At 72.1% G+C, this 16924-nt stretch carries 12 protein-coding genes; 4 read left to right on the top strand and 8 right to left on the bottom strand.

The annotated features are described in order from the left end of the window. Window positions 1-244 precede the first annotated feature (244 nt). Window positions 245-1396, bottom strand: coding sequence for an ROK family protein (locus ACH4TG_RS40560; RefSeq protein WP_398248279.1), 1152 nt, complete (start codon window positions 1394-1396; stop codon window positions 245-247). Between the two features lie 140 nt (window positions 1397-1536). On the opposite strand from ACH4TG_RS40560, the gene ACH4TG_RS40555 reads away from it, so the two are divergent. From ACH4TG_RS40555 to ACH4TG_RS40540, 4 genes are all read left to right on the top strand, one after another. After that, entirely contained in the window at window positions 1537-2682 is a 1146-nt protein-coding gene (locus tag ACH4TG_RS40555; protein WP_398248277.1) for a Gfo/Idh/MocA family protein, read from the top strand. Between the two features lies 1 nt (window position 2683). Then, the gene (locus tag ACH4TG_RS40550; protein WP_398248275.1) at window positions 2684-3604 is read left to right on the top strand and encodes a sugar phosphate isomerase/epimerase family protein; all 921 of its coding nucleotides are present in this window, start codon (window positions 2684-2686) and stop codon (window positions 3602-3604) included. Window positions 3605-3699: 95 nt separating this feature from the next. Next, the gene (locus ACH4TG_RS40545) at window positions 3700-4446 is read left to right on the top strand and encodes a sugar phosphate isomerase/epimerase family protein (protein WP_398248273.1); all 747 of its coding nucleotides are present in this window, start codon (window positions 3700-3702) and stop codon (window positions 4444-4446) included. Next, window positions 4443-5546, top strand: a complete 1104-nt coding sequence (locus tag ACH4TG_RS40540; protein ID WP_398248272.1) for a Gfo/Idh/MocA family protein — start codon at window positions 4443-4445, stop codon at window positions 5544-5546. The genes ACH4TG_RS40545 and ACH4TG_RS40540 overlap by 4 nt, the downstream gene beginning before the upstream one ends. A 127-nt stretch (window positions 5547-5673) precedes the next feature. Here the strand turns inward: ACH4TG_RS40540 and ACH4TG_RS40535 are convergent, their stop codons facing one another. The 7 genes from ACH4TG_RS40535 to ACH4TG_RS40505 form a co-directional block, all read right to left on the bottom strand. After that, complete coding sequence (locus ACH4TG_RS40535; RefSeq protein ID WP_398248270.1) at window positions 5674-7932, bottom strand: RICIN domain-containing protein; 2259 nt, start codon at window positions 7930-7932, stop codon at window positions 5674-5676. A gap of 184 nt (window positions 7933-8116) precedes the next feature. After that, on the bottom strand, window positions 8117-8953 hold the full coding sequence (locus tag ACH4TG_RS40530; protein ID WP_398248268.1) for an undecaprenyl-diphosphate phosphatase: 837 nt from the start codon (window positions 8951-8953) through the stop codon (window positions 8117-8119). 142 nt (window positions 8954-9095) lie between these two features. After that, entirely contained in the window at window positions 9096-10628 is a 1533-nt protein-coding gene (locus ACH4TG_RS40525; RefSeq protein ID WP_398248266.1) for a chitinase, read from the bottom strand. Between the two features lie 271 nt (window positions 10629-10899). Beyond that, window positions 10900-12282, bottom strand: coding sequence for a S8 family serine peptidase (locus tag ACH4TG_RS40520; RefSeq protein ID WP_398248264.1), 1383 nt, complete (start codon window positions 12280-12282; stop codon window positions 10900-10902). Window positions 12283-12543: 261 nt separating this feature from the next. Further along, window positions 12544-13440: an ABC transporter permease gene (locus ACH4TG_RS40515; protein WP_398248262.1), complete on the bottom strand. Its 897-nt coding sequence runs from the start codon at window positions 13438-13440 to the stop codon at window positions 12544-12546. Then, window positions 13437-16211 carry an alpha/beta fold hydrolase gene (locus ACH4TG_RS40510; RefSeq protein WP_398248260.1) on the bottom strand — a complete coding sequence of 925 codons (2775 nt, stop codon included), beginning with the start codon at window positions 16209-16211 and terminating at the stop codon, window positions 13437-13439. The genes ACH4TG_RS40515 and ACH4TG_RS40510 overlap by 4 nt, the downstream gene beginning before the upstream one ends. A 200-nt stretch (window positions 16212-16411) precedes the next feature. Next, window positions 16412-16924 (bottom strand): IS30 family transposase (locus ACH4TG_RS40505; RefSeq protein ID WP_398248258.1); only part of this gene is annotated, 513 nt, incomplete at its 5' end.

Here is a 16924-nt window from a genome sequence, read left to right as displayed (position 1 = left end):
CACAGTTCCGAGGAGACACTCCCGTGGCGGCCCCGACCCCACCCACCGAAGGTGCACCGCCAGGGGCGCGGGGAACTGCGCGACCAGCCACAACGAGACCAGCACACGGCCAAGCGCAGCGAGAGGCACCCCGGACCCCGCCAGCGGCGCGAACGAGCACGGCGAACCGTTTCAACGGAAGAGCACGGCCGCGGGCAGCCCGCAAGCCGCACCCCGGAACACCCCCCGGCGGAGCCGAACCCGCTCAGGAGGCAGCGAGGAACTGGCCGATGCCCTCGGGAGAGAGAAGGTGGTGGACGGCGCGCCTCCGCGCCCCCTCGATACCGGCCCGCCGCCCGAGCAGCGTCGTCTCGATCGCCACCGTGCGCGTCGCCAGCGGGAGAGCCCGGCGGTACACCGCCGCCCGGATGTCGGCGAGCAGATCGTCGTGGAGGCTCGCGATGCTCCCCCCGAGCACGATCGTGTCGGGATTCCAGAAGCTGACCAGGGACGCCAGCACCTCACCGATGCGCTGCGCGGCAAGCCGCACCTGGCGGCGCGCGGTGGGATCGCCCGCCGCGACCAGGCGGACGACGTCGGCGACGTGCTCGACGGGCAGGCCGGCCTCGCGCAGGGTGGCCGCGACGGCCGCGCCCGAGGCGACCGCCTCCACGCAGCCGGTGTTGCCGCAGTGGCAGAGGACGTCGTCGTGCCCGGGCACCCTGATGTGCCCGATGTCCCCCGCCGCGCCCGACGCACCCCGGTGCACGCGGTCGCCGGAGACGATGCCGCAGCCGATGCCGGTGCCGACCTTGACGTAGAGCAGGTGGGACGTGGCGGGCCGGTGCGCGTACTCGCCGAGCGCCATCATGTTCACGTCGTTGTCGACCAGTACGGGCGCCTCGTAGCGGCCCTCGAAGAAGCCGGGGACGCGGTAGCCGTCCCAGCCGCGCATGATCGGCGGCCGGATGACCGTACCGGTGCTGGCCTCGACGGGTCCGGGCACGCCGATGCCGATCGCCCGCACGTGGGAGGCGGGGTGGCCGGCGTCGGCCAGGAGGCGGCCGAGCTGCTCGTGGAGGCGGGTGAGGACGGCCTCGGGCCCGTCGTTGATGTCGAGTTCCTCGGTCGCCTCGGCCAGTACGGCGCCGCCCAGTTCGGCGACGGCGACGGTGCCGTGGGTGGCGCCGAGGTCGACGGCGCACACCACCGAGGCGTCCGAGGCGAGTTGCAGGGTGAGCGGCGGCCGGCCGCGCTCCGTGGCGACCGTGCCGGTCTCGACCAGCAGGCCCTTGGTGATCAGCAGGTCGACGCGCTGGGCGACGGCGGCCCGGGAGAGCCCGGTGGCGGTGGCGAGCTGGCTGCGCCGGGTGGCGCCGCCCGCGACGAGCCCGGCGAGTTCACTCAGTGCGGTCAACTGCCGTTCGCCTGCTGCGCCCACGTGTCCCTCGCCCCTCGTACCGTCGCTGATTTATGACAGAAGTTAGCCGAAATCTTGCCATTGTCAACCGAAACCCTGGTGGCTAGCGTCGTAGGTGAACCGAAAGGGAGGCCACGTTGGGAGCTTCGGGCCACAACTCGCACGCATCGGCAGGTGCGTCGCCGCAAGGACCGCCGCGGGGGTCGTCCCCGGCGCCGCTGCGGACGGCCATCGCCGGCGCCGGCATGATCGGCCGGGTGCACCTGGACGCGGTGCGCCGCACCGGCGCGCCGGTCGTCGGGATCAGCGCCTCGACCCCCGCCCGTGCCAAGGAGGCGGCCGCCGCGCTCGGCGTCGACCGGGCCTTCGACTCCTCCGAGGAGCTGGTCACCAGCGACGAGGTGGACGTGGTCCACCTGTGCACGCCCAACGACGTGCACGCCCGCCTCGCCGAGCTGGCGCTGCGCGCGGGCAAGCACGTGGTGTGCGAGAAGCCGCTGACCACCTCGGCGGCCACCGCCGACGCGCTGGCGTCGCTGGCCGCGAGCAGCGGGCGGGTGGCCGCGGTCCCGTTCGTGTACCGGTACCACCCGATGGCCGCCGAGGCGCGGGCCCGGGTCGGCGACGGCCGGTCCGGCGACGTGCGGCTGGTGCACGGCCACTACCTGCAGGACTGGCTGTCCGAGCCCGGCGACACCAACTGGCGGGTGGACGCGGTGGCCGGCGGCCCGTCCCGGGCGTTCGCCGACATCGGCTCGCACTGGTGCGACCTGGTGGAGTGGGTGACCGGCCACCGGATCACCGAGCTCACCGCGCTCACCCAGACCGTGCCGCGCGACGGCGGCACGCCCGCCACCGAGGACGTGGTGCAGCTGCTGTTCCGCACCGACCGCGGCGCCACCGGGTCGGTGACGATCTCCCAGATCTCACCGGGCCGCAAGAACCGGCTGTGGTTCGAGGTGGACGGCACCCGCACCGCGCTCGCCTTCGACCAGGAGAACCCCGAGTCGCTGTTCGTCGGCAGCCGCGGCGAGAACGCGGCGGTGCTGCGCGACCCGGCGCTCCTGTCCCCCGAGGCGGCCCGGCTGTCGGTGGTCCCCGGCGGCCACCCGATGGGCTACCTGGACTGCTTCGCCGCCTTCGTCCGCGACGTGCACGCCGCGATCCGCGGGGACGGCACCGGGGGCGCGTTCCCCACCTTCGACGACGCCGCGCGCATGGTGCGCCTCACCGAGGCCGTCCTGGACTCCGCCGCGAACCGTTCCTGGAAAGAGGTCTCCTGAGATGAAGCTGGGCTTCCTGACCGCCTGCCTCCCGCAACTGCCGCTGGACGAGATCGCCTCCTGGGCGGCCGCGCACGACTACGCGGCGCTGGAGGTGGCGACCTGGCCGTCCACCGGCTCCCGCGACTTCGAGGCGAGCCACATCGACGTGACCCGGTTCGGCGAGCGCGAGGCCGAGGACGTGCGCGGGCTCTTCGACAAGCACCGCCTGACGCTGTCCGCGCTGGCGTACTACGAGAACAACCTGCACCCCGACGAGGCCCGCAGGGCCGAGATCGCCGCGCACGTGCGGGCCAACGTGGACGCCGCGCAACTGCTCGGCGTGGAGTTCGTGGGCACGTTCATCGGCCGGCACCCGGGCCTGTCGGTGAAGGAGAACATCGCGCTGGCCGAGCGCGAGCTGCCGCCGCTGGTCGCCTACGCCGCCGAGCGCGGCGTGAAGATCATCATCGAGAACTGCGTGATGGAGGGGTGGCACCCGGACGGGTACCCGGGCAACCTCGCCTACTCCCCCGAGCTGTGGGAGTGGATGTTCGACCTCGGCCTGTACCTCAACTACGACCCCTCCCACCTGCTGTGGCTGGGCATCGACCCGGTCGCCGCGCTCAAGCCCTACGTGGACCGCATCCCGCACGCCCAGGCCAAGGACGCCCAGCTGGATCCGGCCGCCCGGAACCGGTACGGCTTCTTCGGCCGCACCGTCGAGCGCAACGACGGCTGGGACAGCGGCTGGTGGCGCTACCGCGTGCCGGGGCTCGGCGACGTGGACTGGCGCCGCATCGTCGACACCCTGTACGAGGGCGGCTTCACCGGCGTGCTGTCCGTGGAGCACGAGGACCCGGTCTGGAGCGGTGACGTCCAGCGGGTCACCCAGGGCCTGGAGATCGCCCATCGCACCCTCCGTCCCCTCATCGTCGGCTGACTCCCACCACCCGGCATCCGCATCCACCCGCCCGACGCCGTAGTGCCGCAGCGCCGCCTGCCGCACTGCTGTACTCCCGAGGAGGCATCCCTTCGATGACCCACCCCTTGAGCATCCAGCTCTACACCCTCCGGGACCAGATCGCCGCCGACCGCGACGGCACGCTGGCCCGGCTGGCCGAGATCGGCTACCGCTCGGTCGAGGCCTTCGACCCGACCGCCGACCCGGCCGGGTTCCGCAAGGTCGCCGACGCGTTGGGCATCGGCGTCAGCAGCACCCACGCCTACGCCCTGTTCGACAAGGACGCCGGCGAGGTCTTCGACGCGGTCGCCACGGTGGGCACCGACCTGGCGATCATCCCCGGCGGCATCGCCCACGAGGAGTTCACCACCCTCGAGGGCCTGCAGCGCACCGCCGACCTGCTCAACGGCTTCGCCGTCAAGGCCGCCGAGCGCGGCATCCGGATCGGCTACCACAACCACTGGTGGGAGATCGAGCCGCGGTTCGAGGACCGCACCGCGCTGGAGGTGCTGGCCGGCCTGCTGGCGCCGGAGGTCTTCCTGGAGGTCGACACCTACTGGGCGGCGGTCGGCGGCGCCGACGTGCCGGAGCTGCTGCGCACCCTCGGCGACCGGGTGCTGGCCCTGCACGTCAAGGACGGCCCCGGGGTGAAGGACGAGCCGCACACCGCGGTCGGCAAGGGCGCCATCGACGTGCCGTCGATCCTGGCCGCCGCGCCCGACGCGGTGCGCATCGTCGAACTCGACTCGTGCGCGGGCGACATCTTCGAGGCCGTCGCCGAGTCGTACGCCTACCTGTCCGCGCTGGAGGGGCGTTCATGACCGGCGGTCCTGTCGGCGTGGCGCTGGTCGGCGCCGGCGTCATCAGCTCCCAGTACCTGACGGCGCTGTCGTCGTTCCCCGACGTCACGGTGCTGTCGGTGGCGGACCTCGACGTGGAGCGGGCCCGCGCGCAGGCGGAGGCGTTCGGGGTGCCGGCGCACGGCGACCTGGCCTCCGCGCTGGCGATCCCCGAGGTCGAGATCGTCGTCAACCTGACGATCCCGGCCGCGCACGCCGAGGTCGCCACGGCGGCGCTGCAGGCGGGCAAGCACGTGTACGGCGAGAAGCCGCTGGCCCTCGCGCCGTCCGACGGTGCGAAGATCCTCGCCGAGGCGCAGGCCCGCGGGCTGCGGGTGGGCAGCGCCCCCGACACGTTCCTGGGCGCCGGCCTGCAGTCGGCCACCCGCGCGGTCCGCGCCGGGCTGATCGGCGAGCCGGTCAGCGCGACGGCGGTCACCCAGGGCCCTGGGCCGGAGAGCTGGCACCCGAGCCCGGAGTTCCTCTTCCAGTACGGCGCAGGGCCGCTGTTCGACATCGGCCCGTACTATCTGACCGCGCTCGTCTCGCTGTTCGGCTCGGTGACGCGGGTCGCCGCCACCTCCCGGCAGGCGCGGACACAGCGGGTGATCGGTTCCGGCCCCAAAGCCGGGACCGTGTTCGACGTCGAAGTGCCCACACACGTCCACGCGTTGCTGGACTTCGCGAGCGGGCCGAGCACGTCGGCGACGTTCAGCTTCGACTCCGCCGTCCCGCGCCGGATGATCGAGATCACCGGCACCGAGGGCACGCTGTCACTGCCCGACCCGAACACCTTCGAAGGCCCGTTGCAGATACGGAAGTTCGGCGAGAAGGAGTGGCGGGACCTGCCCGTGGCGGGCACGACCGCGGGGCGCGGTGTCGGCGTGCTGGACATGGCGCGTGCCATCCGCAGCGGCGGGCAGCACCGGGCGTCCGGTGAACTGGCCCAGCACGTCCTGGAGTTGATGGCATCGATCACGGACTCCGGGGAGCGCCACGGCTTCGTGGGCCTGGAGTCGGGAGCTCCGGCGGTGGAGACGCTGCCGGAGGACTGGGACCCGGTGGCGCCGACGCTCACCTGACCCGCGTCGGCACCGCTGTGCGGCCGGGAGCGATCCCCGGCCACCTGGCCGGCCCACCCGTGGGGGGATGGGTCGGCCAGGTTCTTTTCCCGGAGTTGCGGGAGCGGCTTCACCGCCCGCGCGCGGCCTAGGGGTAGCTGGTCAGGGTCTCGTGGCTGTGGCTGGCGGTCACCTGGTTCCCGGAGTTGTCGACGATGTGGTTGATGGTGCCCGCGCCGCCCAGCACGGTGGTGACCATGTCGTGGAACTTCACGTTCGCGGTGGTGGGCGTCTCGATGGCGTGGCCGAGGACCAGCGAGGGGTTGTCGCGCAGGTAGGCGTAGATGCCCACGCCCCACGCCTCGTGCGTGGTCACGGAGTTGGCGACCTTGTAGGAGGCGTAGCCGAGGTCCCCGCCGCTGGTGGTCCAGCTGCCCTGGTCGGGCACGTCGTACGGGGTCTCGCTCTGGTAGAAGTACACGCGGCCGCCGTTGCCGTTCCAGGTGGTCTGGTACTTCTCGTAGTGCTCGACGGCCAGGCCGTACATGGTGACGTCGGCGCCGTTGACCACCAGGCCCTGCATCGCGGGGTTGGTGTTCCAGCCGACGCCGTTGGAGTGGTCGCCGCGCCACAGCCACAGGTCGTCGCCGATGACGTTGGCGCTGTTGACCACCAGGGTGGTGGTGGCCTTGCCCGCGATGTCGCCGCCGACGCGGAAGAACACGTCCTGCAGCACGGTCGGGTCGGCCGCGTGGTTCGCCGTGGCGCCGGCCGGCCCGATCTGCATCAGCGTCGCGGAGTTGGTGGTGTTGGCGCTGATCAGCAGGCCCGCGATGTCGATGCCGTCGACGTCCGCGGTGGTGACCGCGGTGACGCCGTTGTCCGGGACCAGCGTGGCCAGGCCCATGCCGAGCACCACGGTGTCGGGGCGGGTGACGTTCAGCGGCGCGGACAGATGGTAGACGCCGGGCGTGACGAGGAGGTTCTTGCCCGCGGCGAGCGCGTTGTTCATCGTCGTGGCGGTGTCACCGGGCTTGGCGATGTAGAAGTCGCTGATCGGCAGGGACGTCCCGGCGGGGGTGCCGTTGACCCAGTCCGGCCCCTGGGCGTTGGTGCGCAGGGCGGGGTCGAACACCTGCCAGTTGCCGGCCGAGTCCACGTACAGGAAGGGCTTCTCCTTGGATGTGGGGCTCTGCGCGACGGTGGTGTTGGGCGGGTTGGGGAAGCTCTGGCCGGGCGCGCCGGTGTCGCCGACGAACACCATGTTCCAGTTGCTGCCGTTCCAGCCGCCCATCGCGGTGTTCTTGGTGAGGAACTGCTGCTGGGTGCCGGAGCTGATCGTCCCGGAGATCCGGGAGTCGCCGATGTAGCCGCCGGACGACCAGTTTCCGGAGCTGCCGTGGGTGTTGTCGTAGAGCAGCATGCCGCCGTGCACGTCCATCCGGCGGAACGGGTCGGCCTGGGAGACGGCGTACATGGTGCTGCCCGAACTGGGGCTGAGCGACATGTTCTCCACGTCGCGCCAGAAGTTCTGGGTGGCGTTGCCGTCGCTGGTGTGGCCCTCGACGTGGATGCCGCCGCCGGTGATGTCCACCTGGTCCGGTGACAGGCCGAGGCCGGAGACCTGGGTGTTGTAGCCGACGGGGATGTTCACGTTGTACGTGCCGGGCATGAACAGCATCGCGTTGCGCTGGGTGCCGAACTCGTTGTTGACCTGGGTGTTGTAGACCGAGTTGATCTGCGACTGGATGGCCGAGGCCGACATCGAGGGGTCGAACACGGTCACGTTGGGCCCGAAGTCCGGGGTGCCGGCGGGCGGGGTGGTGGTGCCGCCGCTGCCGCTGACGTTGAACGACTGGGCGGCGGTGCCGTTGCAGGTGTACTGCTGCAGTTGGACGCTGTCGGCGGTGGAGGCCGACGGCACGTCGAGGCACTTGCCGCTGTTGCGGTTGACGAAGTGGAAGGCGCCGGACGACTCGGCGACCGGCAGCCACTGCTGGTTGGCGCCGCCGCCGTACAGCCAGAGCTGGGTGAGCGCGCCGTCGGCGGTGGACACGCCGGTCTCGTCCCACACCTGGTCGGGGGCGCTGGACACGCCGATCCGGTAGTAGCCGCTGTCGGTGGGGGTGAACTGCCAGTTCTGGGCGGCGGTGCCGTTGCAGGTGTACTGCTGCACCGCGGTGCCGTTCCCGGTCGCCGCCGCCCGCGCGTCGACGCACTTGCCGCTGCCGACGTCGATGACGGTGGCCGGTGCGGTGGGGAGCGTGGCCGCTCCGGCCTCCCGGGCGGTGACCAGGGCGAGCCCGGCCGAGGCGGGGAGCAGGAGTGCCGCCGCGAGGGCGGCCGTCCGCCTGCGGCGGCGGCGCGCGGGGGGTGGAGTGCCGGGCACGGCAAGGACCTGGGTCACAGGTGGTCTCCTCGGTCGCGTTGTGGGGGTCGCGATGCGCTGTGGACGCTAGGGGCCGCCCGCGCGGGAGTCAATACACATCAAAAAATAAGTCGTGAACTATGCACGGGCACCGGGCATGCGAAGGGGCCCGGCCGTCAAGGCCGGGCCCCTCAGCTGCGGTTGGCGCCCGTGGGGCGGTGGATCAGGCGTCGAGCACGCCGGTGGTGAGCAGGCCGATGAGCACCACACCGGCCACGATCCGGTACACCACGAAGGAGTTGAACGAGTGCCGGGCGATGAAGCGCAGCAGCCACGCGATCGAGGCGTAGGCGACCACGAACGACACCAGCGTGCCGACCGCGACCGCGGGCACGCCGACACCCCCGCTGGTGGCGTCCTTCAGCTCGTACAGGCCGGCGCCGGTCAGCGCGGGCAGGCCGAGGAAGAACGACAGGCGGGTCGCGGCCATCCGGTCCAGGTCGCGCACCAGCGCGGTGGAGATGGTGGCACCGGACCGGGAGAAGCCGGGGAAGAGGAGCGCCAGGATCTGCGAACAGCCCACGACCATGGCGTCCTTGAGGGTCACCTCGCTCTCTCCGCGCTTGAACCTGGCCATCTGCTCGGCGCACCACATCACCACGCTGCCGCCGATCAGCGACAGCGCGACCACCCACAGGGAGGCGAGCGGCCCGTCGATGAGCGGCTTGGCGGCGAGGCCGACGACGACGATCGGGAGCGTCGCGTAGATCACCCACCAGGTGAACCGGTAGTCGTGGTTGTCGCGCGCGCCGCGGTCGCCCAGCCCGCGCAGCCAGGCCCCGACGAAGCGGACGATGTCGCGGAAGAAGTACACGAAGACGGCGGCGATGGCGCCCACCTGGATCACCGCGGTGAACCCGACCACGGCCTTGTCGTCCACCGGGATGTTCATCAGGCCCTCGGCCATCTTCAGATGGCCGGTGGAGGAGACCGGCAGGAACTCGGTCACTCCCTCCACGACGCCGAGTATGACGGCCTGGCCGACGCCTATCGCACTCATTTGGGTGTTGGTCCCGTCCCCTGGTCCCGACGGCCGCACGACGCGACCGACGACAGTCGTGTAGATGTACGGGGAGACTGTAGAGGACGGCCGGCCCGGCCCCGACGCCGGGGCCAGGCCGTGGGACGTGCAGGTCAGTGCCTCAGCAGGCGCCGAGGTCCTGCCAGACGCCCCATTCACCGGTGGTGCCGGGCTCCTCGCCCGTCGTCCACCACTTCGCCTTCCAGGTGTGGCCCTTCCACGAGACGGTGTTGCCGCCGACGTAGACCGCCGAGGAGCTCCACTGCGCCGCGGCGCAGGTCGTCGTGCCGCCGGTCACCGTCAGCTGGTAGGTGGCGGTGTGCACGGCCGAGCCCTCGGTGCCGGTGACCGTCAGCGAGTAGGTGCCGTTGGCCGCGGCGGCCGTGGTGGACACCGACAGGGTGGCGCTGCCGCCCGCGGAGACCGAGGCCGGGCTCACCGAGGCGGTGACGCCCGCCGGGGCGCCGCTCACCGACAGGGCGACGGACTGCGCCGTCCCCGCGGTCACCGCCGTCGCGATGCCGGACGTCGCGGACGACCCGGCGGCGACGCTGCCCGACGACGGGGTCAGGGACAGCGAGAAGTCGTTCGTCGGCGGAGGAGTGCTGCCACCGCTGCTGAACGGCTCGAAGGTGTGGCTGAACTGCCAGGTGCTCTGCGTGGTGCCGGAGCAGGTGTCGGACCCGCCGGTGCCCGGGCAGCCGCCGTTGTCGCGCTGCAGTGCCCAGAACGACAGGGTGTTGATGCCCTTGCTGACCGCCCAGTTGTAGACGGTCGTGGCGTTGTCGGTGGTGAAGGTCTCGGCGGCGCCGTAGTCGTCGATGCCGGGCATCTCGGTGACGCCGATGGAGCCCCACAGCTGCGCGTCGGTCTTCGACGGGTAGAGCTGCTTGAGCTGGTCGTGCAGGCCCTGGGCCGCGGTCTGCGTGTCGGTGGCCATGTTGTGCGTGGCGCCGTCGTAGTAGTCGAACGTCATGATGTTGACGACGTCGATGCGCGCGTTGTTGGACACCGCGTTCTGCAGCACCTTCAGCCCGCTGCTGGCCAGGCCCGAGGTGGTGGTGGGCAGGGTGTAGGAGAACTGGACGTTGCGGCCGTTGGCCGCCGCCCAGTCCTCGACCAGCTTGACGGCCTTGTTGCGGCGGTCGATGCCGGCCGAGTTGGTGAGCGAGTTGTCCTCGGTGTCGAGGTCGATGCGGCTGATGTTGTACGTCGAGATGACGCTCTCGTAGGCCGCGGCGATGGAGTTGACGTCGGTGCAGCTGTCGGCGATCTCGGTGCCGGTGTTGTCGGCGGTGTAGCCGCCGAACGACGGGATGACGTCGCCGCCACCGGCCTGCAGGGCGCTGATGTCGCTGCCGAAGTTGGCCGACGAGATCGGCATGCTGCTGTCGCCGTTCCAGTACGGCGTGCAGGAGCCCTTGGTGGCGGCCTGGATGAAGGCCATGGTCAGGTACTTGTTGCCGGACTGCGAGGCGAGCCCTGACAGGCTGTCGCCGTTCCACGCCTCGAAGTACGGGGCGAAGACATGCGCGGGCAGTGGGGTGGCCGCGTGGGCGGAGCCGGCACCGGTCAGGGCCAGTCCGGCCGAGGCGACAGCGGTGACGAGTCCGGTGATCAGGGTGCGGATGGGTCTGCGAACGGGTCCGGTCATGGACCGCGCTCCCTTCGACGGTGGGGGGCTTCAGCATCCGGAAGCACGTTGGTCTGGACCAATATTGATGGTCTGGACCACCCAACTGTCAAGGGTCCTAACAGACAAGGATGTTGACAGATGCCGGCGGGCGTCCCGCCGACCGGACGAAACCGGCCACCGCCGCGCCGGGGAGGACGCGGCGGTGGCCGGCCGGTGGCAGCCGCTCACCCGGGACGGAACCGGGCCGGTGCCGGTGCGGTGACGAGCCGGAGCCCGGTCGGTGCCGGGGTCAGCGCCGCCAGCTGGTCAGCGCCAGCGCGGGCACGAACCGGGCGGCGTCGAGGGTGCCGACGCCGGTGGCCATGTCGTAGCCCTTCACCGCGGTGTAACCGGTCACGCCGTCATAGGAGTTGTTCGTGCCGTCGGCGACGTCCACGATCCCGGTGAACTTCGGCGAGCCCTTGGCGAGGGCGTACAGCGCCTGGTGGATGTCGCCCACCCGGTGCCCTGCCGCCTGGTCGGCCAGCGCGACGATGCCCGAGAACAGCGGGCTCGCCTCGCTGGTGCCGCCGTACACGTCCCAGCCGACCGCGGTCGGGTCGTAGCTGGAGTACACCCACGCGCCGCCGTCCACGGCCGCCGCCATCGAGATGTCGGGGGTGCCGCGCTGGGCGCCGACGACCTGCCGGACGCCGTTCTGGTACAGCGGCCGGGCGAAGACGTGCGACTGGCCGCCGCCGCCCGCGCCGTAGTCGTTGTACACGCGGTCCGGGGCGGTGCGGTTGCCCGCCTCGTCCAGGTGCAGCTGGGTGCCGCCGATGGAGGTGACCAGCGGGTCGGAGGACGGCCAGGAGTTCACCCGGTACGGGTAGTTGGCGCTGCCGTCCGCGGTCGCGTCGGTCGCGCCGCCGTCACCGGAGGACGCCAGCACGGTCACGCCGTGCCGCTGCGCGTCCTTGAAGGCGTACCGCAGGTTCTGGATGCTGGAGAAGTCCCCCTGGTCGAAGCCCGGGAAGGTGTTCTCCGTCGCGCCGAAGCTCTGCGTGATGACGTCGCCCACCCCGTGGTCGACGAGGGACTTCTCGGCGTCCATCATCTCCGGCAGACCGGTGACGCCCTCGGTCTCGGCGACGCCGGTCTCCACCAGCAGGATGTGCGCGTCGGGCGCGACCGCGTGGGCCATCTCGACGTCCAGCGTGCTCTCGCCGGCCCACCCGGTGTGGTCCGGGTTGGTCGGGTCGAACGGCGGGACGTCGCCCCACTTGACGACCTGCACATGGGTGCTCGGGATGCCGAACTGGGCGCTGTAGACGTCGAGGTCGTGCTGGATCGTCGGCGATCCGAACGAGTCGACGATGACGATGGTGCGGCCCTTGCCGGTCACGCCCGCGCGGTAGAGCGGGTTCAGGTCGTACGCCTGGCGGTACTGCAGGGGCGTGTAGCAGTTGATGCCCCACTTGGCCTGGCACTGGGCGATGGTCAGCGGGCTGCCGGCACCCTTGATCAGGTGGTGCCCGACCACGGCGGGCACGACCTTGACCGCGGCTCCAGGGTGGCTGGAGGCGGCGGCGGTCGCGCCGGTCAACGGAGCAGCTACTAGAGCGGCGGCAGTGAGGGCGGTGGCCCCGGCCGCGGCTGCCACGGCCCGGGGCCGTGAGCGAGGTCTGCGCATGGACTCTCCTTGTGTGGAGCTCTCCGGTGGGTGGTGCGGCCGCACAGGGGCGGCTCAGATGATCAGATCGGCAGATCATGCGCAGAACAAGCGATCTGGCCGTTTACTACCCGGCGCTTTACCCGGACGGGCGAATCTTTGCCCGTCCCTCGCCAGGAAATGGGTGAACGGGGGATGGACAGCGGTCCGTCCCCCGTTCGGCGGTGAGTCCTCGTCAGATCGCCGGGCGACGGGGCGTCAGCCCGCCGGGCCGTCCGCCGCTCAGGAGACGATGTCCTTGGTGCGGAAGCCGCGGAAGGCGAACGCGACGAACACCACGGCGTACGACAGGGACACCGAGGTGCCCTGGAGCATCCCGGTCCACTCCATCGTCGGCTGGAGCGCGTCGGCCCAGGAGAACTGCCAGTGCGCGGGCAGCACGTCGCGCCAGGAGCCGAGCGCGGTGACGGCGTCCAGCACGTTGCCCACGATGGTCAGGCCCACCGCGCCGCCGACCGCGCCCAGCGGCGCGTCGGTCACCGTGGACAGCCAGAACGCCAGTGCCGCGGTGACCAGTTCGCTGACGAAGATGTACGCCACCGCGATCGCCAGCCGCGGCAGGGCGCTGCCGGAACCCAGCGCGCCGCCGGTCGGCAGTTCCAGGTCCCCCCAGCCGTAGGCGACGGTGCCGGCGGCGAGCGCCACCGCGGGCAGCAGCACGATGGCCACCGCGGAGAAGCCCAGCGCCACGGCCAGCTTCACGCCCAGCAGCCGTGCCCGCGGCACCGGGGCGGCCAGCAGGTAGCGCAGGCTCGACCAGCCGGCCTCGGACGCGACCGTGTCGCCGCAGAACAGCGCGACCGGCACCACCAGCACGAACCCGGCGGAGACGAACAGGCAGGTCGCGGCGAAGTTCGCGCCCGAGGCCGTGGCAGTGTCGATCAGCGTCGGCCCGTTGCGGCCCTCGCCGCTGGGAGTGCCGCCGATCGCGAAGGCGGCGATGAGGATGAACGGCAGCGCGACGAGCAGCGCCGCCACGATCATCGTGCGGCGCCGCCGCAGCTGCCGCCGGGCCTCGACCCGCAGCCGCAGGGTGCGCCCGGCCCGGTAGCCGGGCGCGGTGGCGGCGCCCGGGGGCGCCGGCGCGGGTGCGGGCACGGAAGCGGGTGCGGTGCTCATGCCGAGCCTCCGATCAGCGTGAGGAAGGCGTCCTCGAGCCGGCGGTGCGGCCCGACCTGGGCGACGGGGATGTCGAGGCGGACGAGTTCGGTCACCAGTTGCGCGGCGGTCATCCCGTCGAGCACGGCCAGCAGGCCGTCCTCCTCGCGGACCACCGTGGCCACGCCGGGCAGCGCCGCGACCTTGTCCACCGCCGACTGCGGCACCTCGCCGTCGACCCCGACCAGCACCGTGTCGGCGGAGCCGACGATGTCGGCGACCGGGCCCGCGGTGATCAGCCGGCCGCGGTCCATCACCACCAGGTGCGTGCAGCTCTGCTCGACCTCGGCGAGCAGATGGCTGGAGACGATGACGGTACGGCCGGTCCCGGCGTAACGGATCATCACCTCCCGCATCTCGCGGATCTGCGGCGGGTCGAGGCCGTTCGTCGGCTCGTCGAGGATCAGCAGGTCCGGCAGGCCGAGCATGGCCTGCGCGATGGCCAGACGCTGCCGCATGCCCTGGGAGTAGGTGCGCACCGCGCGGTCCAGCGCCTCGCCGAGACCGGCGATCTCCAGCGCCTCCGCCAGATGGGCGTCCTGCGCCGGCCGCCCGGTGGCCTGCCAGTACAGGTCGAGGTTGGCGCGGCCGGTCAGGTGCGGCAGGAAGCCGGCGCCCTCCACGAACGCGCCGACCCGCGACAGCACCGGCGCCCCGGGCCGTACGGCCTCGCCGAAGATGCGGATCTCGCCCTCGTCCGGCCGGATCAGCCCCATCAGCATCCGCAGGGTGGTGGTCTTGCCCGCACCGTTCGGCCCCAGCAGGCCGAGCACCTGGCCGGGTTCGACGCGGAACGACAGCTCGCGCACCGCGTACCGGTCGGCGGACTTGGCGTACCGCTTGCTCAACCCGGTGATCTGCAGCGGGACGGCGGCCAGCGCCGGGTCCGCGGGTCCGGGGCGGGACCTGCGGCGGCCGGTGAGCAGCAGCGCGGCCGCGACAGCCAGCGCGAGCGGCGGCAGCGCCCACACCCACCACGGCAGCGGTGCCGCGTCCGCGGTCAGGCCGGGGTCGGTCGGCACCATGAGCCGGGGGTCGGCGAGGGAGACAGTGAGCACCGAGGGCACCGCCGGCGAGGCGTAGCCCAGGTCGGTGGTGGACAGCACCAGGCGCAGCCGGTGGCCGGCCGCGAAGGCGTGGTCCACGGCGGGCAGGCGCAGCCGCACGGTGGTGCCCTGCGGCGAGCCCGCGACCCGCACGGGGGTGGCGAGGGACGCCGGCAGCGTCTCCTTGCCGCCGGGCGCCACGTCGTAGAGCTTGGCGAACAGCACGGCGTCCGGCGCGGTGGTGGCGACCGTCACCGACACCGAGGGCGACCCGGTCAGGGTCACCGACCGGTGCAGCTTCGCCGAGTCGAACGAGGCGAACTGGCCGGGGAAGTCGAGCGCGAGGCCGGCGCCGAGCTGGGACAGCTGGCTGAGCGCGCCCGCGCCGGGCACCGCCGAGATCGACGGGGGCGCGCCCCCCGCGGGGCTGGTGATCTGCTGGGCGCCGCCGGTCAGGGCGTACCGCCGGGTGCTGGTGCCGTCCAGCCCGGGGTAGTCGGCGCCGCTCGCGCCGCGCAGCACGACGCTGCCGTCGGTGGAGTTGAGGCCACCGGTGCGGGTGACGCGGAACCCGGGCCCGGTCCCGGTGCCCTGGTCGCCCTTGAGGTAGTGGTCGAACCAGGCGGTGACCCGGCCGTCGACCCTGCTGTCCTCGGTGTCGCCGCCGTCGTGGCCGCCGGAGATCCAGTCGACTTTGACCGGGGCGCCGTTGGCCTTCAGGTTCCGGGCCATCGCGTCGGCCTGGCCGAGGGTGAACAGCGAGTCCGTCTGGCCCTGCACGATCAGCGCCGGCACCTTGATGCGGCCGGCGACGGCGGACGGGCTCAGCGCCTCCAGCTGGGCGACGGCGGCCGCGTCGGGCGTGCCCGCTTCGGCGACGCGCTTGTAGAGGGCGCAGATCGACGCGGTGAAGCGGCCGCACACCGGATCCACCGCGGCGTCGGACGCGCTGCCGGACGGGGCGCCGCCGGAGGCCGAGCCCGTGCCGGGGCCCGACGGGGAGGCCGGCGCGCTCGGCGCCGTACCGCCCTGCGTCCCCAGGCCGCCGGAGAGCGGGGTGGCGCCGTCGGAGAAGAAGATGCCGGCCCACAGCTTCTTGTAGACGCCGCCGGGGAACAGCGCGTCGCTGAGGTTCCAGTACGTCTCGCGTGGCGCGATCGCGTCGATCCGGTGGTCGTACGCCGCGGCGAGCAGCGAGATCGCACCGCCGTAGGACACGCCGGTGATGCCGACGCGCGGGTCGCCGGGCCCGTCGAGCCGGACCTCGGGCCGGGCGGCGAGCCAGTCGACGAGCTTGCTGACGTCGGCGACCTCGGCGTCCGGCGCGTTCAGGCCGATCCGGCCGCCGGAGTGGCCGAAGCCGCGCGCCGACCAGGTCAGCACCGCGTATCCGTGCCGGGCCAGCGCCTCCGCCTGGGCGCGGACCTCGTCCTTGCTGCCGCCGAAGCCGTGGCCGAGCAGGACGGCCGGTCGGCGACCGGTCCCGCCCGCTGTGAAGAACGAGGTGTCCAGGCGGACTCCGCCGGCGCCGGTCAGCATCGCGTCGCGCTGGCGCACCGTCGGGCCGGAGCCGGCCGCCGCGCTCCCCGCTGCCACCGCTCCCCCCGCCACGAGCACGGCGAGCGCCCCCACCAAGGCTGCCCGCCGCCTCCACCGCGGCCGCCGCAGCGCCCTTCGAAGATCCATCCCCCGATCCTAGGTGCCTCCCTCTTCCTGCCCCCGCCCACCCGCACCTTTCTCCGTCGATTCCCAGACATCCCGCTGCCACCGCTCGGGCGCGGCAGCACGACGGCCGTCCGCCGTCCGCACGGCGGGTTGCACCCCCAAGGGGCGCGGGGTCCCCAGGGCGGTTTCTGGTGGTCGTTGCAACACGTGGTTGTTGTTGATCATGTGGTGAGTAGTTTTTGCATGCGTTTGGCTGGGGTGTCCCAGTCGAGTGTTTTGCGGGGGCGGCTGTTGAGTTCGGCGGCGACGTGGGTGAGGTGGTCGGGGCTGTGGAGTGACAGGTCGGTGCCCTTGGGGAAGTACTGGCGGAGCAGGCCGTTGGTGTTCTCGTTGGATCCGCGTTGCCAGGGGCTGGCTGGGTTGCAGAAGTAGACGGGGATGTTGGTGGCGATGGTGAAGTCTTTGTGGGCGGCCATTTCGCTGCCCTGGTCCCAGGTCAGGGATCGTCTGAGGTGGGTGGGCAGGGTCTGGACGGTGGCCACGAGGGCGTCGCGGACGTCTTCGGCGGTGCGGCCGTTTGGCAGGTGCAGGAGCATCACGTAGCGGGTGGCCCGTTCGACGAGGGTGCCGATCTGGGAGGTGCCGTCCTTGCCGATGATCAGGTCGCCTTCCCAGTGGCCGGGCACGGCCCGGTCTTCGACTTCTGGGGGACGTTCGCTGATCATGACCATGGG

Origin of the sequence: Streptomyces sp. NPDC020917, assembly GCF_044333795.1 — a bacterium.
In the GTDB taxonomy this organism is placed as follows: domain Bacteria; phylum Actinomycetota; class Actinomycetes; order Streptomycetales; family Streptomycetaceae; genus Actinacidiphila.
The sequence above is the reverse complement of the archived record's forward strand: the minus strand, read 5'-3'. Positions and strand labels throughout refer to the sequence as shown.